18 protein-coding genes are annotated in these 21981 nt (G+C 56.0%); 17 read left to right on the forward strand and 1 reads right to left on the reverse strand.

Annotation, left to right across the window (positions count from 1 at the left end):
- Nucleotides 1-29 precede the first annotated feature (29 nt).
- Nucleotides 30-686 (reverse strand): Crp/Fnr family transcriptional regulator, encoded by a 657-nt coding sequence (locus tag M5R41_00890; GenBank protein ID MCZ7554941.1) that lies wholly within the window; start codon nt 684-686, stop codon nt 30-32.
- A 546-nt stretch (nt 687-1232) separates the two neighbouring features.
- Between M5R41_00890 and M5R41_00895 the strand changes: the two genes are divergently transcribed.
- The 17 genes from M5R41_00895 to M5R41_00975 all read left to right on the forward strand — a co-directional run bounded on the left by M5R41_00895 (nt 1233) and on the right by M5R41_00975 (nt 21979).
- Nucleotides 1233-3983: a valine--tRNA ligase gene (locus tag M5R41_00895; protein ID MCZ7554942.1), complete on the forward strand. Its 2751-nt coding sequence runs from the start codon at nt 1233-1235 to the stop codon at nt 3981-3983.
- On the forward strand, nt 3952-4728 hold the full coding sequence (locus M5R41_00900) for a hypothetical protein (protein MCZ7554943.1): 777 nt from the start codon (nt 3952-3954) through the stop codon (nt 4726-4728). Before M5R41_00895 ends, M5R41_00900 begins: the two co-directional genes overlap by 32 nt.
- A 6-nt stretch (nt 4729-4734) precedes the next feature.
- Nucleotides 4735-7257: a hypothetical protein gene (locus M5R41_00905; GenBank protein MCZ7554944.1), complete on the forward strand. Its 2523-nt coding sequence runs from the start codon at nt 4735-4737 to the stop codon at nt 7255-7257.
- Nucleotides 7258-7549: 292 nt separating this feature from the next.
- The gene (locus M5R41_00910) at nt 7550-8329 is read left to right on the forward strand and encodes a hypothetical protein (protein MCZ7554945.1); all 780 of its coding nucleotides are present in this window, start codon (nt 7550-7552) and stop codon (nt 8327-8329) included.
- An 841-nt stretch (nt 8330-9170) separates the two neighbouring features.
- Nucleotides 9171-9638, forward strand: a complete 468-nt coding sequence (locus M5R41_00915; GenBank protein ID MCZ7554946.1) for a hypothetical protein — start codon at nt 9171-9173, stop codon at nt 9636-9638.
- Entirely contained in the window at nt 9610-10080 is a 471-nt protein-coding gene (gene ybeY, locus M5R41_00920) for an rRNA maturation RNase YbeY (GenBank protein ID MCZ7554947.1), read from the forward strand. Before M5R41_00915 ends, ybeY begins: the two co-directional genes overlap by 29 nt.
- A 57-nt stretch (nt 10081-10137) precedes the next feature.
- Entirely contained in the window at nt 10138-10596 is a 459-nt protein-coding gene (locus M5R41_00925; protein ID MCZ7554948.1) for a DUF494 family protein, read from the forward strand.
- A gap of 86 nt (nt 10597-10682) precedes the next feature.
- The gene (gene topA, locus M5R41_00930; protein MCZ7554949.1) at nt 10683-12935 is read left to right on the forward strand and encodes a type I DNA topoisomerase; all 2253 of its coding nucleotides are present in this window, start codon (nt 10683-10685) and stop codon (nt 12933-12935) included.
- Nucleotides 12936-12945: 10 nt separating this feature from the next.
- Nucleotides 12946-13836, forward strand: coding sequence for a tyrosine recombinase (locus M5R41_00935; GenBank protein MCZ7554950.1), 891 nt, complete (start codon nt 12946-12948; stop codon nt 13834-13836).
- Nucleotides 13837-13866: 30 nt separating this feature from the next.
- A complete protein-coding gene (raiA, locus tag M5R41_00940; protein MCZ7554951.1) occupies nt 13867-14163 on the forward strand; it encodes a ribosome-associated translation inhibitor RaiA in 297 nt (98 codons plus the stop codon).
- Between the two features lie 63 nt (nt 14164-14226).
- Nucleotides 14227-15258, forward strand: a complete 1032-nt coding sequence (gene hprK, locus M5R41_00945; GenBank protein ID MCZ7554952.1) for an HPr(Ser) kinase/phosphatase — start codon at nt 14227-14229, stop codon at nt 15256-15258.
- A 279-nt stretch (nt 15259-15537) separates the two neighbouring features.
- On the forward strand, nt 15538-17133 hold the full coding sequence (locus M5R41_00950; protein ID MCZ7554953.1) for a peptide-binding protein: 1596 nt from the start codon (nt 15538-15540) through the stop codon (nt 17131-17133).
- Nucleotides 17134-17165: 32 nt separating this feature from the next.
- Complete coding sequence (locus M5R41_00955) at nt 17166-18131, forward strand: ABC transporter permease (protein ID MCZ7554954.1); 966 nt, start codon at nt 17166-17168, stop codon at nt 18129-18131.
- Entirely contained in the window at nt 18124-19614 is a 1491-nt protein-coding gene (locus M5R41_00960) for an ABC transporter permease (protein MCZ7554955.1), read from the forward strand. The genes M5R41_00955 and M5R41_00960 overlap by 8 nt, the downstream gene beginning before the upstream one ends.
- A gap of 303 nt (nt 19615-19917) precedes the next feature.
- Nucleotides 19918-20145, forward strand: coding sequence for a hypothetical protein (locus M5R41_00965; GenBank protein ID MCZ7554956.1), 228 nt, complete (start codon nt 19918-19920; stop codon nt 20143-20145).
- 88 nt (nt 20146-20233) lie between these two features.
- Nucleotides 20234-21130 carry an MlaD family protein gene (locus M5R41_00970; GenBank protein ID MCZ7554957.1) on the forward strand — a complete coding sequence of 299 codons (897 nt, stop codon included), beginning with the start codon at nt 20234-20236 and terminating at the stop codon, nt 21128-21130.
- Nucleotides 21131-21397: 267 nt separating this feature from the next.
- On the forward strand, nt 21398-21979 hold the full coding sequence (locus M5R41_00975) for a YIP1 family protein (protein MCZ7554958.1): 582 nt from the start codon (nt 21398-21400) through the stop codon (nt 21977-21979).
- Nucleotides 21980-21981 lie beyond the last annotated feature (2 nt).

Here is a 21981-nt window from a genome sequence, read left to right on the forward strand (position 1 = left end):
CGTACCCTCCGCTCTTCGCTCTCTGCTTCTTACAGCAGCTCGGTGAGACGAGCGAGGGAGGGACGATCGAGAATGGTCACTGCCCCACGGTTCAGGGTGAGCCAGCCGCGGGTTTCGAACTCCTTGAGATGACGACTCACGACCTCGCGGGCCGTGCCGGCGTCATAGGCGATGCGCTGATGTGTCGCGGCGAGCACCGGTTGATCGGCGCTGGTATTCTGCAGCAGCACATCGACAATGCGCGATTCGACGCTGCGAAAGACCATGTGGTCCACCAGCCCGATGAGTTTGCGTATGGTACCGGACAGGAAGCCGATCACATACTGCCGCCAGAATTCAAAACGGACCATCCAGTCCTTGAACACAGCGGCAGGGACCAGCCACACGACGCTTGGCTGTTCGGTGTAGGCATTCGCGGGAAAATCCGTGCCATGGAGCAGGCAAGTCATCGTGAGAATACAACCTTCACCTTCCCGGATGCGATACAGTGTCAGCTCTCCGCCATCCCGGCTGAGCTTGAATACACGAACGACACCCGATGAGACAAGAGGGAAGAAGTGGCATGCCGTGCCCTCCGCGCTCAGTTCGACGCCACCGGGAACAGATTTCGCGATCGCGTGGCGCCGGAATTCCTCCCGCAGCGCCTCGGGAGCCGTTTCAAGAATTGTAGGTAACGTTGCATCCATGAGGACCTTCCTGGTTGTATGGATCTGCGAAGCGATGAGACTCTGCTCCTTCGTCTATCGCTCGCGTCGAGGATGGATGTACGGGTGCGGTATTCCGGCTGTTCCAGTCGTCGCTCGCATTCGGGTTCGGGCTAACGGTATTGACGGTACCTTCGTATACGGGTGCGGAAAGTTCGTGGATGAGGCCAGGCAGAGCAAACCGTCGGAATCAATGAGAGCCGCTGGCGGCTCGGATTACCGCATAAAGAATTAATAATAGCATCTCCTTGAGTGTCGCGCAAGGAGGTATGCCGATTTGACCCACCGCACATCGAAGGAGATGACGCTTCGCTGCCTGCCTTCGCATGTTGAGCGGCCGTGTGCCGGATTTCACACACGCTATTCATGTGCCCGTGCTCGCGCGAGTGGGCGGAAACAAGCACATCCTACGCGCTTACCGACGCTCCGGCCGGGTTCCCGTATCTGCCGGTTTCTTCGTATTTTACGTGATTGCCCCGCCGCGACTGATCACGCGGGCGGATACGGTTGTCATTCATTGGAGAACACATGTCGGATACATCATCACCCGCATCCCCATCCTCGACGGCGTACGATCCCGCTCAGGTAGAGGACAGCTGGTATGCGTTCTGGGAGGAACAACGCCTTTTCCACGCGGAACCGGAATCCACGAAAAACCCCTTCACCGTGGTCATCCCGCCGCCGAATATTACGGGCATGCTCACAATGGGACACGTGCTCAATAACACGCTGCAGGACATTTTTCTTCGCTGGCGCAGACTGTCCGGCGATCACGCGTGCTGGATACCCGGTACGGACCACGCAGGCATCGCGACGCAAACCGTTGTCGAAAAAACCCTCAAACGCGACGAGGGGAAGTCGCGGCATGACCTTGGGCGCGAGGAATTCCTCAAGCGGGTCTGGGAATGGCGCGGCACCTACGGCGACATCATCATCCGTCAGCTTCGAAAACTCGGCGTTTCCTGCGACTGGGAACGCACGGTATTCACCATGGATCCCGGTCTCTCCCATGCCGTCCGGGAAGCTTTCATCCGTCTGTACAAGAAAGGACTCATCTATCGCGGTAAACGCATCATCAACTGGGATCCTGCCGCGCATACGGCCTTGTCGGATGAAGAAGTCGTGTACAAGGAACAACAAGGAAAGCTTTGGCATATCCGCTATCCGGTGGTGATCGATGGCGCACCGAGCGCAACGGACTTCATCGTCGTCGCCACCACACGTCCTGAAACCATGCTTGGCGACACCGCGGTCGCGGTGCATCCTGAAGACGAGCGCTACACGCATCTCATTGGAAAGACCGTGCTGCTTCCCCTGATGCAGCGTGAAATCCCCGTGATCGCGGACGATTATGTGGAGACAGCCTTCGGCACAGGTGTGGTGAAAATCACTCCCGCACATGACCCGAACGATTTCGAAGTCGGTGCACGGCACGGACTTCCACAGATCAATGTGATGAACGTCGACGCATCCATCAACGAACTCGGCGGCGCGTATGCCGGACTCGACCGCTACGAGGCGCGTAAACGCATTGTAGCCGATCTCGAGGAGCTGGGACTGATGGAGAAGATCGAAGACTACACGCACAGCGTGGGCTACAGCGACCGCACCGACGTCGCCATCGAGCCGTATCTGTCGGACCAGTGGTTCCTCAGCATGCGCTCACTTGCCGCGCCCGCCCTGCAGGTGGTGCGCGATGGCACAATACGATTCCATCCGGAGCGCTGGGTGAAAACCTACGAACACTGGATGACCAATATCCGGGACTGGACCATTTCGCGGCAGCTCTGGTGGGGACACCGCATCCCCGTGTACTACTGCGACACCTGCGGATGGATGGACGCACTGCATGAGACACCCGCATCCTGCCCCTCCTGCAGTGCCGCAGTGCGTCAGGACGAGGACGTGCTCGATACCTGGTTCTCGTCCTGGCTCTGGCCGTTCAGCGTTCATCACTGGCCGACGGATTCACCCGACCTGCGTTACTTCTATCCGACCAGTCTGCTCGTCACGGCGCCCGACATCATTTTCTTCTGGGTAGCGCGCATGATCATGGCCGGACTCGAATTCATGCCGGACATTCCGCTGCCCGACGGTTCGAAACGCAGCGAAGCCAAGGATCTCGTCCCCTTCCACGACGTGTATTTCACGAGCATCATCCGCGACGAGAAAGGGAGGAAAATGTCCAAATCCCTCGGGAACTCCCCCGATCCGCTGGACGTGATCGCCGAGTACGGCGCCGACGCCTTGCGCTTCACCGTGGTGTATCTCGCTCCGCTGGGGCAGGATGTGCTGTTCTCCACCCAGAAATGCGAACTCGGACGCAACTTCGCAAACAAACTGTGGAATGCCGGCCGCTTCCTTCTGCTGTACAAGCAGCGTCTGCAGGACGCCGGCTCGTGGACCGGATTCGGCGATACGGTGGATACCGAAGCGATGGGTATCGAAGACCGTTGGATATTCAGCCGCTATCACGCCACCATTCGCGATCTGCGCGACGGCATGGATCGCTTCCGGGTGAACGAGATGGCGAAAATTCTGTACGATTTTATCTGGCACGACTTCTGTGACTGGTACATCGAACTGATCAAAGACCGGCTGTATTCCGATGACAGCAGCGTACAGCTCCGCACCTTGCAGCGGGCCTTGCACATTTACGACGGCATTCTTCGGCTGCTGCACCCGATCATGCCGTTTATCACCGAAGAGCTCTGGCACAGATTGGACGAACGCCGCGCCGGCGCCAGCATCATGACGCAACAGCACCCTGTACTGCACGAGAGAATGATAGATGCTGCCGCGGACGGTGAAATGAATTTCCTGCAAGCCCTGGTGGAAGGGGTGCGAACCATTCTCGGCGAGATGAATGTGCCTGCCGGAAAATCATGCGACGTGCACATTGCGTGCAGCAGTGATTGGCAACTCGCGGCGGTCAACGAGAATACGCATTTCCTGCGCCGCCTCGCGCGCATCAACGAGGTCCGTTCCGGGATGGAGGTGAAACGGCCGCGGCTTTCCGCCTCGGCAGTGGTGGCAGGCGCTGAAGTGTTCGTCCCGCTGGAAGGTCTCATCGATATTGATGTCGAGCGCAAGCGATTGGAGAAGGAAATCGCCCGCGTCACGGGGCTGGTGAATGGTATTGATTCCAAGCTCGGAAATGCCAAGTTTTTATCCAATGCGCCCGAAGATGTTGTTGCGCGTGAACGCGACAAGCAGGCGGCATTCCGACTGAACCTGGAGAAACTGCATGCGAACCTTCACAGTCTCGATCTGGACTGACGCGGCAACACGGATTGCCATTGTACTTGTGCTCGTGTTCTGGGGTGTGGCACCGCTATGGGCACAAACCGAACCTGAGGCGCCCAAGCCGCCGGAGAAGCTCTACAACGGCTGGCAGCTCAGTCTGTATGGGGGCGGAAGTCTGTTCTATACGAACGGAGAATATAATGGCGTATGCAATTGCGATTTCGTCGGAGATGTGACGAGTTTCAACGCCATCTTTGGTTCGTCCGTCAATATCCCCGTGCATCCTGATTTCGCTCTTTATTTGCGCGCCGGCCTCAACAACGCTTCCACCACATGGTCAACGGCGCGAACGGATTCGCTGACTTCCACCGGCGGGAGCGGGTACGTTCTGTCTGACATGACCTTCGATTATCACCTGTTGAATGTCGACGTGTTGTTTCGTCTCATAGGCAGCATGGACGGTGAACGTGTATACATCGGCCCCAGCTTCGGCATCGTTGGCAGAAAGAACGTGCGCGTCACGGATACGGAGCTGTCCTCGGGCCTGATCCGAGTCGTGGAGGACGGTCCGCTGGATGTGGATCACAGTTTGCGTGTTTCCATGATCATCGGAGCCGAGTACGCCTTCGTTCCCATGAAAAATCTGTACGTGGTTCCGGCCTTCGAAGTGGATTACGCGTTCGGAAAAATCATCCAGGACAGAAGCTCCCGGCCGAATTTCATTCTCCGTCCTACCTATTACAAATTGCTCGTCACCGTCGCGTACCAATTCCTGTGAGATCCCATGCGCCTCCGCATTCTGTTGCTGTTTCTGACGGCGGCTGCGGCCTGGCAGTTTGCTCCACCGCCCGCTCCGCGGGAGATCGCTGAACGCTCGGGAAGGCCTTTCGACCGCCCGGCGGATGCGGCGCGATTTTTCATGGAACAGCGCGCCTGGCCTCAGGGCATTCCGGAGCGGTGGCACGAAAGGGCCATGACGCACGTGCATACGATGCGCCGGCAAGGGCTGAGCAAAGCCGCGGCGGGCTGGCGGTGGCTCTCCCTCGGACCAGACAACATTGCCGGACGTATTCGCGCGATGGCCATTGATCCCCGCAACGCCTCGCTTGTCTATGCAGGAAGCGCAGGAGGCGGTGTGTGGAAGAGCAGTGATCGGGGCAGATCCTGGCGTCTGCTCGACGAGCTCTTACCGAACCTCCGCATCGGCGCCGTCGCGGTGGATCCATTTTTTCCTGATCGCGTCTTCGCCGGTTGCGGCGAAGGGTACGTCGCCTGGCAGGGAGGAGCGGCCTATGGTCGCGGTATCTATGCAACGGTGGACGGCGGGGATAGCTGGCAGCTGTTGGGGTCCACCGACAGAAGCGAATTCGCCTATGTCTTTCATCTCGCCTTTGATCCCTTCGCACGAAACGTCGTGTACGCAAGCACCGCCAGCGGGATCTATCGCAGTCCGGATGCCGGCAATACATGGACGCGCGTTTTCTCCAGGCCGTTCACACAGTTTTCCGCCATGGTGGAATGCAGCCGAACGCAACCGGGCGTGTGTTACGCGGGAGTGGAAGGCGTGGGGGTGTTCCGCTCGTCCGATTACGGTGTAACATGGTCGGGCCCGCTTACGAATGGCATCGAGACGCAAAGCTTTACCCGTGTCGTCGTCGCTGCTGCGCCATCAAACGGCAATGTCGTGTACGCGGCATTGACAGCAACGGACGAACAATGCGCCGGCGTGTTTCGCAGTACAGATGGCGGCGCTTCGTGGTCGCGCGTCAGCACACCGCGGAATGAACTGAACGGAAACACCTACATGGGATTTCAAGGGAGGTACAACAGCACTCTCACCGTGCACCCCACCAATGCGAATGTTGTGTGGGTAGGCGGAATCGATCTCCACCGCAGTACCGACGGTGGCGCAAGTTGGAAGCAGATGAGTAATTGGTATCGCTTCCAGCGCTACCCGTACGTCCATGCGGACGTGCACGCCATCATTTTCGATCCGTATTTTCCGGAAACGCTGCTAGTCGGCACGGATGGCGGGCTGTTCGTGACTTCAGATGGCGGAGGAGCTTTCGTGGAATACAGCGCGGGTATGGTCACCGTGCAATTCCACAGCGGCACGCCGCATCCACAGAGCGACATGGTGATCGGCGGCACTATAGACAACGGCACCCTCCGCACGATGCAGGGCGACGGATGGAGCGACGTCACCGGCGGAGACGGTGGACACACGGCCATCGATCCCGTCGAACCGCGCATCATGTATGGCGAGCTCTACTATCTGCATTTCTTGAAATCCACCAATTTCGGACGCAGTTTTTATCTCAGTATGACCGGGATTCCACGCGCGAGAGATTTCGGGACGTCTGATCGCGTCGCCTTCATCGCGCCCTTTCTGCTCTCGCCTGGAAATCCTCGCACGCTGTATGCCGGCACGTACCGGGTGTTTCGAAGCAGCAACGCCGCGGAGAGTTGGTCCGCTATCAGCGGCAATCTCGCTGGTGACGGATACATCAGTGCGCTGGGACTCTCTGCCGCGGACGCGAACGTGGTGTATACCGGGGCGTCGCGCGGACATATACACGTCACTACCGACGGCGGGGCGGATTGGACCAGAGTCGATGGCACAGTGCCCGATCGCTATGTGACGGACTTCGCAGTACGCTCTACCGACGCACGCCGGGTATTGGTCGCCCTCAGTGGCTTCTCCGGTGGACATCTTTACTATTCGTCCGATGCCGGCGGGACCTGGGCGGATCTGTCCGGCAGCGGTACATCGGGATTACCCGATGTACCCGCGAACACTGTGTTCTGGCATCCGGAAGATGAAAGCACCATCTATGTCGGAACCGATGTGGGATTATTCGTGACCACGGATTTCGGGCAGAGCTGGATGGTTGACAATAACGGTGTCGGAAACGTGATCATCTCGGATCTTCAACTGCGGACCGATGGTGTCTTGTTCATGGCCACCCACGGCAGGGGAATGTACCGGAGCAGCCGGTCCATCCTCGCTTCCTCTGAATCTCCACCTCTGCGGGCAGTCGTGGGACAGAATTACCCCAATCCGGTGTCTCTCTCAACAGGATATGAAACCGTGCTGCCCTACACGCTGACGGAAGAGGCCGACGTGCGCATTACCGTGCACGATGCGGCCGGTCGTCGGGTCTTGAACCGTCATTTGGGCCATCAGGCGCCAGGTGACTATCGTCTGCCGTTCGATGTGCGTGGACTGACGTCCGGACTGGCGGTGTACCGTGTCTATCTGAACAGGATACAAGCCGGAGAGAAGAACATGCTGGTCATCCGGTAAAACATCGTTCCCGTATGTTTTACAGGTCCGCCGTTTCTCAGGATGATGGAAGAAGTGGATCTATGACGACGGTGATGGCAGGTTTTGGAGCGGCACAGAAAGGGCAATCCCTGAGTAAGGCAGAAAGACCAGTCGTGGATGAGAGCCGGATGGACATTGAAACTTGAGCTGTATGGGAGTCGCAGCTTTCTTTCTTGTACCGAGTGCGACCACCTACATATCTTAAAGTTCGTTCTTTTCACTGCTTAGGGAGCATTTTGTGAAATGACTTAAAGAACTCAGTACCCGCCGTGTGCGGGAGTACGACTATTCGAAGCTGTCGAAGCATCTCGTCGTGTTCAAGACCAGGAAGAATGCTGAAATTCTCGGAACGACGAAAGACGGCATCACCACGCTCAGCGACGCCGGACGCGCATTCCTCGATGTGCTCGGTCAGGCGTTGCAGAATTTCCCGTGCATTCGGCTTCACGAAATGAGCATTCGTCCCTCCGAGGTGGAGATGGCCCTGGAGATCACGGAAGTCCGGAATCCCCGGAAAGCGCCGCCGGAGGACAGTGACGAATGGATATACTACCGGCGCATCATGACACTGCCGGAGTTCATGGGGTATCTGAAGATGAACAGCGCGCATCGCATCAACGCGTTGTTCGGCAGGAACGGCGGCGCAGTCTGGGCGCGGCGTTATGCATCCTGCGTTCTGGAGGACGAGGACGTATTGGCCCGTGTTTACGCGGAGTTGCGGGAGGAGTGGAGCCGTGTGGTGGTGGACCCCGCGCCTCAGACGAAGAAGGGGAAGCAGGCCTCCACCCTGGCCGATGTTCTTGCATCGGAATTCGGCGGCACGGGTGCGCTGTCCGTACATGGACGCAAAGGCCGTGCGGTATCGGATCAGCTCGCCGGGGCGATGCTTCTCGGCCGCGTTCTGTTGCTGACGGGCGCGCGGAGAGATGAGGCGGTACGCACTGCATCCAAGAAGGGCGTCGCGCGAGGAGGAGGCGCCGGTGGCATGGCGGGCGGGCGAGGCTCAGTGATCCGGAGCCTGGGTCCTGCCCGGATCTTTCTATCCGAGTAAGCGGAAGCGAAGAGGACATTTTTTCATCGCAAGGAGAAAGGGACAGCGCTTCGGGACGACGGACGTCAGACGGGGAGGGAAAGCTCTGTGCATTTGTCTGGATTTGGGTCCGTCTGGTGAGGGATGATGGTCCGAAAGGGAGGAGTGTGGTGGTTTGGGTGCTGGTTTTGAGGGCTGGGACCTGGTGTGGCGGGGGTGTTTCCGGGTCCTGGAGAGCAAGTGGGCGATACATGAATCGCCCAAATCCGATTCGGGCCTCCATCAGATGGCGATACATGAATCGCCCACTTTCGGTTTCGGCCGTACCCTCGTGGCGATACATGAATCACCCAAATCCGATTCGGGCATCCATCAGATGGCGATACATGAATCGCCCACTTTCGGTTTCGGCCGTACCCTCGTGGCGATACATGAATCACCCACTTTCGGATTCGGCCGTATCCGGGTGGCGATACATGAATCGCCCGAATCGCCTCCGAGACGCTCTCGTATCGCGTACCATCGATCGCACGACCCCAATTTCACTCATTACTCCCCCCAATCCCGTCACTCCGCAAACTGAAGTATCCGGATTCCCGAATACGAATTGGCTACCTTTCATACAGGAGTACTCTCGGATTTACCTCCTGCGCCACCAAATGGGTATAATCCAGATTTTCGGAAACCGCTACTGTTCAAACGCCTCTGGGTACGTTTTTTGTGCGAGTCAACACGTCGATCTCCCGATTTCCTCTCGCGTCTTGAATTACATGTTCCGTGGGACTATTTTGAAACAAATCAGCGAAGTCCCGTACAACTCCGGGTGTACCGGATCCGTCACGAAATTGAGGACGCAGCAATCATGAGCTTCGAATTTACACAAGAGCATATCGAACAGATCGCCGCCATTCTCGGCGTTGAAGCAAAACATTACGGGAATCACTACCGCTTTGAAATCCTTGGGGCCACAGCCGAGCGGCGCGTGTCTTTGGAAGTGTATCCCCGCATTCCCATCGGCGACAGCGACGGTGCCTTGATCAGCGTGTTCACGCCGAATTCCAATTTACAGATTCAGCATTGCGCCGGCGTGGTCGTCAGTGAACTGATGGGCGAAGTCACCTTTTTCGCCGAGGGAGGAGGCAAGCTCTCCGGACTTATCATTGAGCGCGAGGGCGGTTGTTCCATGTACGCAAATGTGGATCGCGAATTACTCTCCGGCGATTTCACCAAGCTCGGTCCCGAGGTCATGCTTTCGGGCATCGCGCTTTCCCTCACGGAAATCATGCTTCCCGACGAAGGCAATGGCGACGCGCAACTCCCGGGCGCTTGACGTTGCCGTCACCTTCCGGACCCGCCTGGGCAGCATTGGCACCGCTTTTTTTGTCGATGCGGCACTATTCGCGTTGGCCGCGCAGAAGGTGAGGAACGCGTCCATTTCCATTACCTTGCTCTCTGATCGCGAGATGCATGCACTCAACCGCGAATGGCTCCAACATGATTATCCGACCGATATCATCACTTTTCCGCTCGAAAGTGATCCGCTCGAAGCCGAGATTGTGATCAGCCTTGACACGGCACGGCGACAGAGCAGGGAATACCGCGTAGCACTGCGCTCGGAACTGGCCCGACTCGTGCTGCACGGGATACTGCATCTGACAGGCTTCGACGATGACACCGAAGAGCATCGTGCTGTGATGAAACGGCGTGAAGATTTGCTGCTTAAACAATGTCCGGGAGTACCCGGTTACAGCCCGGACGCGGAGCTGACTTGACATTCGGACTGCGAAAGCCTACATTTTGCAGGACGTAGTAAAAACAGTGGCCTGAAAATGCAGGAAAGAATTGTTGAAATAATAGTCTATTTGATCCACGAAATGCAGACCGACAAACGCCTCGGCGAAATCGATCTCCGCATTCTCTCGGACAGGGGCTATACGCAAAATGAAATCAGTACAGCCTTCAGCTGGCTATTTGATAAAATTCACCTCGGGGATAATATTCTCTCCGAGGGCAACAGGCGTCTGCCGCATTCGCATCGTATCCTGCATGATTCCGAGCGATCAGTGATATCACCCGAAGCCTATGGGTATCTCATCGAGCTCCGGGAACTCGGGTTGCTCGACGATATGGACATCGAGGTCACCATCGACCGCATTATGATGGCGGGATTCGGAACCGTCACAATCCGGGAGATGAAATCCGTCGTCGCATCCGTGATTTTTGATTACGACGATTCCAATCGTATCGGAAGCAGGCTCATGCTGAACAGCAAAGACACTATACATTAAAACGCATCCTGGCCCTACGCCGGGAAATCAAGGGAACGTAGCGCGGAACCGTTCATCGGTACTTTTTTCATCCATGTGCGAGAATCATGTCGAAATCGTTGATCATCGTTGAGTCGCCTTCCAAGGCGAAGACCATCAATAAATATCTCGGGAAGGACTTCACCGTCGAAGCCTCCGTCGGGCATATCAAAAATCTCCCGTCCAAGGAAATCGGTGTGGATGTGGAGAACGGCTTCGAGCCCAAGTATGTCACCATTCGCGGTAAGGCACAGATAATAAAGGACTTGCAGAAAAAGGCGGCGCTGGCGGAAGCGGTGTACATCGCGACTGACCCTGATCGTGAAGGCGAAGCCATCGCACATCATATCGCCGTGGAACTGGAGAAACAACTCAAAGGCAAGAAGCTGTACCGCGTGCTTTTCAATGAAATCACGAAGTCCGGTATCGCGGACGCGATGAAGCACCCGCGAAATCTCGATACACGCATGGTGCAGGCTCAGCAGGCCCGTCGTGTCATGGATCGCCTCGTAGGATATAAAGTCAGTCCCTTCCTCTGGAAGACGATTTACAAAGGATTGTCCGCCGGCCGTGTGCAATCGGTGGCGTTGCGCCTGATCTGTGAAAGAGAAGAAGAGATCGCTAAATTCGTTGTCGAGGAGTATTGGACCATTACGGGTGAATTCCGTAAGCCGGGTGACGGCGCCTTTCATGCAAAACTTGCGAAGGTGGATGGGCGGGCCCCATCCATACCCGATCAGGCGACAGCGGAGAATCTCCTTCAACGTCTGCGCGCGGAGTCCTACGCGATCTCCGACATCCAGTCCCGTGAAGTTCTGCGCTCACCTGCCCCCCCGTTCATCACCAGCTCTCTGCAGCAGGAGGCATCCAATCGCCTCCGCTTCAGCGCAAAACGGACCATGATGATTGCGCAGCAGCTCTACGAGGGTGTGGACCTGGGGCCGGAGGGTGCCGTGGGTCTCATCACCTACATGCGCACCGACTCGACGCGCATCAGCAAAGAGGCGCTCACGTCCGTGCGTGCCCACATCCATGACACGTACGGGCCGGACTTCCTCCCGAAGGATGCACGCAGTTTCAAGGTGAAAGCAAGCGCCCAGGATGCGCACGAAGCGATACGCCCTACGTCTTTGCAGTACGCGCCACAGGCGGTCCGAAAATTCCTCAATCCTGAGCAATACGCCCTCTACGAGCTGATCTGGAAGCGTTTCGTCGCCAGCCAGATGTCCGCTGCGAAGATGCTGCAAACAACAGTGCTCGTCGATGGCGGCCCGTTCCAATTCAAGGGTGTTGGCTCCATATACACCTTCCGCGGTTTCTTGCAGGTGTTCGACGACTTCGCCGGCGACAACGGGCAGGAAGTGGACGAGGAAGAAACCCTGATCCCGGAAGGGCTTAAGGTCAAAGATACCGTCGAAGCCCAAAGTCTGGATCCCCATCAACATTTTACCAAACCGCCCCCGCGGTACAGCGAAAGCAGTCTCGTGCGTGAGCTGGAAGCCAACGGTGTTGGACGCCCGAGTACCTATGCACTGATTGTGAGCACGATACAAGATCGGGGGTATGTAGAGCAGAAGAATCGTCGTTTACACGCCACGACGCTGGGCATGGATGTCAATCGCTTGCTCACCACGCATTTCGACCGTCTGTTCAATGTCACGTTCACCTCACAGATGGAGGAAGAGCTCGACACCATCGCGAGCGGTGAGGTCCCCTATCTCAAGGTGATGAACGATTTCTACGGTCCCTTCGTGGATTTGCTCAACAGCGTTTCTGTGGACGACGCACGCCTTCAGGAGGAGACGGACGAGGTATGCGATAAATGCGGCAAGCCTATGATCCGGCGCTGGGGTCGCAACGGCAAGTTCCTCGCGTGCAGTGGGTATCCTGAATGCAAGAACGCGAAACCTCTGCCCGAGGATGCGGAGAGAATGAAGATCAACGAGGATTGTCCCAGCTGTGGAGGGGGGCTCGTTCTCAAACAAAGCCGCTATGGGAAATTCATCGGATGTTCGAATTACCCGGAGTGCAAATTCACACGCCCCATCACCCTGGGCTTCAGTTGTCCTAAATGCGTCAAGGGCGAAGTGGTGGAGCGGACCACGAAAACCAAACGGACGTTCTACGGTTGCACCCGCTATCCCGAGTGTGATTTCACGTCCTGGGATCGCCCTGTACCGAGTATTTGCCCTTCATGTAAAAATCCGTATCTTCTGGCAAAGTACACACAGAAGAAAGGCGAATTCCTGAAATGTCCTGCGTGCAAGGAAGAGTTCACGAAGGACCTTGACCCATTCGACCCCATGCAAGTAGCAGCATGACAGAATGCCGATGCTCACTGCGCTGAAATTGTTCCACGAATATCTGCTTGTGGAGCGCAACGCTTCACCCCATACGGTCAAGGCGTACATGCGCGACCTGGAGCGTTTTCACGCCTGGGTAGCGGCGCTTGCCGAAACGGAGGCGGTGGACCCTGATGCAATTGACCGCAATACGATTCGTGCATACATGGGTGCGCTGGCGGAGCAGGGGCTGACCAAGCGTTCGATCAGCAGAGTGATGACGTCTATCAGAATGTTTTTCAAATTTGCTGTTCGCAGAACCATCATCAGTCGCGATCCGACATTGAATCTGAAGTCCATGAAAATCGAAAAGCGGCTCCCCGCCTTTGTCGAGGAATATGCGGTGGCGGCGATGCTTCGACTTCCGGATACTTCGACTCTTGAAGGAGCCCGCGATGCGGCGATTCTGGAATTGTTCTACAGCACAGGGATACGTTTGAGCGAACTGGTTTCGCTCGATCGACGCGATCTTCCGGTGGATACCGGCACTATACGCGTGCTGGGAAAACGCAGGAAGGAACGTGTTCTGCCGGTGGGCGGGCCGGCAATGGAAGCGGTGCGGCGCTATCTCGCGATGCGCGATGCTCAGCGCGGCGGCGATACGCAACCCGTTTTCACGAACAACCGCGGCACGCGGCTTTCGGGTCGCAGTGTCTATACCATCGTACACCGCTATATGAGAGCGGTATCGGAGCAGGCCGTCTGTTCACCGCATGTCCTTCGTCACAGTTTCGCCACGCATCTGCTCAACCGCGGTGCGGATCTCGAAGCAGTACGTGAACTGCTGGGGCATGAGAGCCTCTCCACCACACAGATCTATGCGCATGTCAGCATGGATCACCTCAAGCGCGAATACGCGAAAGCGCATCCGCGAGCGTAAACCATCCACACCATTCCAAGGAGCGTTGTTATGAACGTCCAATTCACCGCTCGGCACTTCAAGGCACATGAAGGCCTTAAGCATTATGCCCTGTCGCAGGTGTCTACGCTCAAGAAGTACTACGACGGCATCGTCACGGGGAATGTGGTTCTCCGTTTCGAGAAAGCCAAGGACTCGGTCAAAATCGCCGAGATCAACCTCTCCGTTCATGGCACGAATCTCGTGGCCATCGAGAAATCTGCCGATTTTTACAAATCCATAGACACCGCCGTGGAGAAGCTGGAACGACAGCTCTTAAAATATAAGGACAAAAAGCGCGGCGTCTGATTGACTCCGGGGCTTTGAGAAGGTATTTTATGGGCGGAATTTCCGCCCATTTTTTATACTCCCATGCCGTCACCAAACGAACCCCTCAAAAACCTGAAGACTCTGCAGAAGCAGAGCATCACCGTCAGCGAATTTTTCGAACTCAATCGCAGCCGCATCAAACTCACATCGGCGAACGGTCTGGAACATTCCGAACGGCTCATTGTCGAGAAAAACCTCCATCGGCCGGGCCTCGCTCTGGCGGGCTTCGTGGGTCTGTTTACCTACCAGCGTGTCCAGGTGTTCGGGAACACCGAGATCAACTATCTCAAGTCCCTTCCCGACGACGAGCGGCAGGCGTCGTTGCACTATCTCCTTGAGTTCGAAATCCCCTGCATCGTTGTCACCAACGGCAGCAATCTTGACCCGGCACTGCTCGACCTGGCGACCGAGCACGGCGTCCCGGTCTTCATCTCCCAATATGAAACCACCCGCGCGACGTATTTCATGAGCGACTTTCTCGACGATCAGTTCGCTCCCCACGCAGCCATTCACGGCGCCTTCGTGGATGTCTACGGCGTCGGGGTGCTGCTCATCGGCAGATCCGGAATCGGAAAAAGCGAAATTGCGCTCGACCTTATCGAACGTGGACACCGGCTTGTTGCGGACGATGTCGTCATGGTGACGCAAAAGGGCGAGGGGATTCTTATGGGGGCTGGTACCGATATGGTCAAGCATTTCATGGAAATACGCGGGCTGGGACTGATCGATATCCGCGCCATGTTCGGTATCAGAGCCATTCGTTTTCAGAAACGCCTCGAAATCGTGGTGCACCTGGAAGAATGGAGCGACAGATTGGATTATGAGCGAACCGGGCTCGATACGCAGGAAGTGGGCATTCTCAACGTCAATGTACCACACGTGCGCCTTCCCATTTTCCCTGGCAAGAATGTGACCGTCATCACGGAAGTGATCGCACTCAACTATCTCCTCAAACACTACGGCTACGACGCCGCCAACGAGTTTTCGCGTATGCTGAAGGATCACCTCGAGCAGAAGGCCAAAGGAGTGACCGAACGCCGCGCGATCGATTATTTCGAGCACGATTTCGAGTGATCCGCGGAGCCGTGCCATCCCGACAGTGCGTCAACGACGATGGCGGGGAAGCGAACGGATCCGGTACGTCGTTCATGGAAGAAATATCGTTTGACTTTTACGACACTTTTCTGTTTTTTTCAGAAGAAGAACACGTCTACACGGCCCGTTTAGACCAGCGGTTTGAGCGCAAATTCAAATTGAGACGGAGGTACCATGTCTCCACGTTTTCTCCCTCTATTCGTTCTCTGCTGCCTTATTCTCGCAGCGTGCGGTAAGAAATCCGGAGATAAAGACCCGATGGGCAGCACAGCCGTCGTGGCTCTCTCCGGCGATGCCGACAATCTTAACCCTGTTGTATCCAATTCCACCATGGCGTCCGATATCGGAAGCGGCATCTATCCCATGATGTTCGATGTCTCCTTCGACCTTCGTGAGGGGAAGCTGGTGTTTGAACCCGCGCTGGTTTCATCGTGGGAATCCAAAAACGGAGGTCGTGACGTCGTGCTCAATCTCCGCCCCGGCGTGAAATGGCAGGATGGCATGCCTGTGACCACCGCGGATATCAAATTCAGTTACGAACTGTACGGCGACCCCGACGTCGCCAGTCCCCGCAGACATTACGTCGAGAGCATGATATTTACGAATGGGGAATTCGATGTGGATAAAAGTATCGAGATCGTGGACGATGTGACGATGATTTTCCACTTCTCCAAGGCTTATCCGCTGCAGCTTTTCCACATGAATCTCTCGCCCATCCCGAAACATATTTATCAGAACGCGGACAGAAAAACCCTCCGCACCAATCCCGCCAATTCCAATCCGATAGGCGCCGGTCCGTTCAAACTCGAGGAATGGGTGCGGCAGCAACAGGTGACTCTGGTGAGAAACGGTCGTAGCACGCTTCCGTATCCCTCGAAGCTGGACAGGGTTGTGTTTCGGGTGATCACCGAACCGACGACGCGCCTGACCGAGCTGAAAAAGGGGACCGTTGATATGATGTGGCCGGTGTATCCAGAGGACGTCCAGGACATTCAGAAGAACAATCCGAATGTCAAACTGGTAACGCTTCCTCCCCGTATGCATGATTACATCGGATGGATGAACATTGACCCGGACGAATACCACAACAAGAAGGTTGTCAAGCCGCATCCGCTCTTCGGTGATCGTCGCGTGCGTCAGGCGCTCACCTACGCTATAGACCGTCGGAGCATTATTCGGGAAAAATTGCAATCCTATGGCGAACAGGCGGTCACGGACTTCTCCCCGATTTTTCGCTGGGCTACCAATAAAGGGCTCGTACCCTATCCGTACGATCCGGACAAGGCGCGGCAGCTCCTGCGTTCGGCAGGATGGACCGACAGCAACGGTGACGGTATTCTTGACCAAGGCGGTAAGAATTTCGAATTCACGCTCTATTACAATGTCGGCAACAAGCGTCGTGAGTACGTCGCCACGGTGGTTCAGGAGAATCTGAAACGCGTCGGTATCAAGGTCGCGATTCAGGGTGTGGAAAATACGGTGCTGTTCCAGAACATCGATCAGAAGCGCTACGACGCCTTCGTCGGAGGCTTCAACATCGGTCTCGCCATCGATCCTTCGGACCGCTGGGGCGATGTGTCCAGTCCTTTCAATACCGTGGGCTTTCAGAATACGCGCGTAATGGAATTGCTCAAACTGGGCTTGCACGTCGTCAACGAACGCGACGCGGGTCCCTTCTGGATGGAAATTCAGTCCATCCTGCATCAGGAACAGCCCGTGACCTTCCTGTACTGGATTAAAGATATCGTCGGTGTGAACCGTCGACTCAAAGGAACCAACATCAATACCCTGGGCGTGACGGACAATATCTGGGATTGGCAAATCGGTGATCCCAATGCAGCGATGACTCCGTGACGCTTTCGCAACGCTTCTGCGTCAGGTAGAACGTGCTACGTTTCATTCTTCGTCGTATTGTGTCAGCAGTCCCGCTGCTATTCGGGCTGCTGACCTTTACGTTTTTTATCATCCGCCTCGCACCGGGCGATCCTGTCGCGCTCTATGTGAGTGCGGACATCGATCCGCACTACGCCGACAATCTTCGGCAGTCCCTGGGACTGAACGATCCCTTACCGGTGCAATATGTGAAGTGGCTCAAGGGTATGCTCAGTGGCGAGTTGGGTGTCTCCCTCAGCATGCACGATGAAGTTGTGCATATTCTTGCCCGCACCATCCCCAACACGCTTCTTCTGACCTCGCTCGCTCTCGTTCTGAATTTTCTTCTCGGTATCGCGCTGGGAATCGCATCGGCGCTGAGGCGAGGGCGTCCCCTCGATCACTTCATCAATGTCAATGCGTTGTTCCTGTACTCCATCCCGGAATTCTGGCTCGGCCTGATGCTCATTCTCGGCATATCGTTGAACCTGAATCTGTTGCCGGCATCCGGCATGCATGCGCCTCTGGCGTTCATGCTTCCGTTCTGGGAAAGGCTTCTGGATTTGCTTGAACACATGATCCTTCCGGTATTCGTTCTTGGCGTGGCAAGCGCCGCGGCCACGGGGAGGTACATGCGAAGCAGTTTACTTGAGGTCATTCATCAGGATTATATTCGGACAGCACGGGCGAAAGGCTTGAGCGAAGTGCTTGTCATCGGCAAACACGCGTTGCGTAATGCGCTCATTCCGATTATCACCTTGCTGGGACTGTCGCTCCCGTTTTTGCTCGGGGGAGCCGTCATTGTGGAATCGGTGTTTGCCTGGCCGGGCATGGGGAAGCTCACCATTGACGCAATCTTCGCGCGGGACTATCCGCTGATCATCGCATGCACGCTTGTTTCAGGCGTCATGGTCATTGTGGGCAATCTGCTCGCGGACATTCTCTACGCGTTCGTCGATCCGAGGATTCGCTATGACTGAACGACGCGGCTTCGGAAAGTTGTTGCACATTCTCGGACAGCACGTCCCCGGGATCACGCAAATCCGCAGAGGACGGCGCCTTACCGGCTGGCTGTTGCTGTCCTACCTGGCACTTTTCCCGGTTATCATCATCGGCCGCTTCGGGTACTTCATCGACAGTCTGATCTCTCTTGCCCTCACTGCGTTTCTCCTGGTCTTCGACAGCATAGATTCGTCCCTGCTGCTGCGCGAGGATACGATCGAGCATTGGATCGCCGCGGTATTCCTGCTTGTCATGCCTGTGCTGCTCTGGTATCTCCACAGGCGCTATCTCCGGCGGAGCGAAACCACGGACAGCGATACCGAGGTCAGTCAGTGGACCATCGCGCGAAGAGAATTCGCGAAAAACAGACTGGCAATCGCCGCATTGCTTCTCGTGGGAATGATGTACACCGTGGCTTTCCTGTGTCCGTTTATCGCTCCGTTTGATCCGAATGTTTTTCAGGATGGCGTCGTGACGCAATTCCGTCCGCCGTTTTCCGTGGTACCGGTCCTGTATCTGGCCGAGGACAGAGATCCCGAGCCGCATTGGACGATGGCGGGGATACAGACGAATTACCCGGAAATCACGTCTACGGTATTGAGTATCAACAGGGAACTTGAGGACCATGGTCTCAAGCGCGAGCGTGCTGTGGAGGCGTTTCGCGTCGAGGAATCCAACGTCATGGCAACCGAGGGGGATGATCTTCTCGTCATTCCCATCGCATCGCTCATCAGTCCGCATGAAAGCGAGTTTGCCGGTACGCGTACATACGTTCTCGGAACGGACAGTTACGGCCGTGATCTGTTGAGCCGCATCATTTACGGATCGCGTATTTCTCTGTCGTTGGGCTTTCTCGCTGTACTCATATCCGTGACCTTCGGTACGCTGATTGGTCTCCTCGCCGGATACTTCGGTCGCTGGACCGAAACGGTGCTCATGCGCACAGTGGACATATTACTCGCCTTTCCGACATTGTTTCTCATTCTGATGATCATCGCCGCGTTCGAGAGCGTGGCGGTGCCGCGAAGTTTACTCATCGTCGTAATACTCGGACTTACCTCATGGATGGGTATAGCGCGTCTCGTACGCGGTGAAGTACTTTCCCTGAAGGAGCGTGAGTTCGTACTGGCGGGGAAGGCACTCGGTCTGGGCCATGTGCGCATCATGATTCGGCACATTCTTCCCAACACACTGTCGCCGATCATCGTAAACGCCACTCTGCGCATCGGTGGCATCATCCTCGTCGAGGCCGCACTCAGCTATCTCAATGTCGGTGTGCAGCCGCCGACAGCGAGTTGGGGGAACATCATTTTCGAGGGTAAGGACTTCATGTCGCACTCCTGGTGGATCAGCACCATCCCCGGATTCGCGATCGTGATCGTCGTTGTGTGCTTCAATCTCATCGGGGACGGCCTCCGCGATGCCTTCGATCCCATGCTCGCGAACGAGAGGCAGGGGTGAGGGGAAGGTGAAAAGGTAAAGAGTGAAGAGTGAAGCGTGAAGCGTGAAGAGTGAAGAGTGAAGAGTGAAGAGTGAAGAGTGAAGAGTGAAGAATGAAGAGTGAAGAGTGAAAAGTGAAGAGTGAAGAGTGAAGAGTGAAGAGTGAAGGTAAACCTCTCACCGGTCAGTATTGACATGAGAACTCCCGCACAACGCTTGCGTGACATCCCGCTTCGGTTTACGATGAACGTTTTACGTTTATCGTGTTCCTCCTCCTTTCGCTTTTCGCCGAAACAAGACACACGAACGAATCCAGGAGCAATAATGACACATGCCGAACAGCACAAGCTCGTCGTGGAGCTGCGCGACCATGAAAACAAGATGACCCGTCAGGAATTGGAGATGTTCGATATGTTCCGCAAACGGGACAAGGATGATGAGGATCTCGACGCGATTTCGAGGAAGAAACTGGTCGCGTTGCATGAAAAGTACGTGGTTGCCTCACGACCGAAAGGGAATCCGCTCGACGCCCTGTTCGGTAAAAAGCCCTGACGCGTTGTTCGTGGCGGTGCTCTTCCGTACATTCCGGTATGCAACAGCATCGAGATTCACGTAAAATAACAGATGAGAGGGGATTGAGGTGAAAGATCACAGCAAAAACGAGGTGAAAGTAGGGCTCACCGTAATTGCGGGCCTGCTCATCCTGCTGCTTGGTTTTTCCGTATTCAAAAACTGGAGCGTGGGCAAGGCACAGTACGAGATTCGTATGCATTTCCCGACCTCCTCCGGATTGCAGGCGGGCGACCAGGTGTCCGTGAATGGCGTGCGCGCGGGCGCGGTATCGGCGGTGGAACTGCAGAACGGGGGTGTGCTTGTTACCGCTCTCATCGATCAGAGTATCGAAGTGTACCGCGAAGCGACTCCCGTCATCCAGATGCTGGAACTGATGGGAGGAAAGAAAATTGAAATCCGTCAGGGCGGAAGCGGATCGCCGGCTGACGCATCCTTCGTCATTCAGGGAACGGTGGACCCCGATATAGCCGGGGCTCTGGGTGCATTGGGTGCTGTACAAGGCAACATACAGAACATCAGTGTGCAGGCGGATTCCCTGCTTCGCTCCATCAACAGCGTGATGGGAGACAAGGAGTTCATCGCCTCGCTGAAGGAGACCGTGACGAATCTCCATGCACTCTCCGGAGAACTCCGCAGCTACGCGACGCGCAACGGCGCCAATCTCGACCGCCTGACCGGTAATCTGACCACGCTTACCTCCCGCGCGGATACGTTACTGGCCGAATTGCCGCCGCGCCTCGGTCGGACGCTGGACAACACGGATCGGCTTCTCGGTCAGGGCGATACTCTGCTCGGAGACGTGCGGTCCCTTCTGACAGACATTCGCGACAGCAGGGGCCTGCTGCACAGTGTCGTTTTTGACACGGCGCTGGTCCGTCGCTTCGACGGTATGCTCATAAAACTCGACAGTCTGAGCAACATCATCATCAACGGCGAGTTTACGACGAATATATCCTTGTTCTGACCTCCACCGTATCCGCCTGGGGAGGGTGTCGCATTCGGCCGTCCTGCGCCGTTGTATGCGGTTTCTCTGTGCGTCTGCTTGAATGCGTCGTACAGAGTGAGGCGAATTTCCGGACATACTCATTTTTTTGCGAAGGGAAACAACAAAAAAAAAGTTGTTTTTGAGCACATTTAATCGGAGATTGCTCAATCAATCAGAAGATCCCTGACAGTCTGTTCCATCGGAAACATAGGTTCAGAATATCCGTCAAAATATTCAGGAGGTTCCATGAGTCTTGTTGATCGTGCAAAAAACATCATCGTCACACCGAAAACCGAGTGGGAGGTAATCGAAAACGAAACGCCGGATACCGGTGCGATTTTCACCGGGTATGTGCTGCCGATGGCGATTCTGCCGGCTGTGGCCAGCTTCATTGGCTATGGTTTCATCGGTCTCGGTTTCATGAGCGGTGTCACCGTGGGTATCGCCTACGCGTTGATCAATCTGCTGACGACACTGATTTCCGTATTCGTCACCGCTTTCGTCGTCAACCTGCTCGCTGGGAGCTTCGACTCTCAGAAGGACATGGGTCGTGCAATGCAGTTAGTGGCCTACGGCTACACGCCGGCGTGGGTGGGCGGAATATTGAACATCATTCCCGTCATCGGCTGGTTGGGTGCGCTCTTCGGTTTGTACGGCATCTACCTCATGTATCTCGGCTTTCCGCACACTATGAAAACGCCGAAGGATAAGGTGATCATTTATATGGTCGTGACCTTCATCATTCTCATGGTCGTGTACTTTGTGCTGATGGGGATACTTACCACCATTATCTTCAGCATTCTGGGCGTAACGCTGTTCGGTCTGTAACC

Source organism: Bacteroidia bacterium, from assembly GCA_027493955.1.
Taxonomy (GTDB): Bacteria; Bacteroidota; Ignavibacteria; order SZUA-365; family SZUA-365; genus JAOSJT01.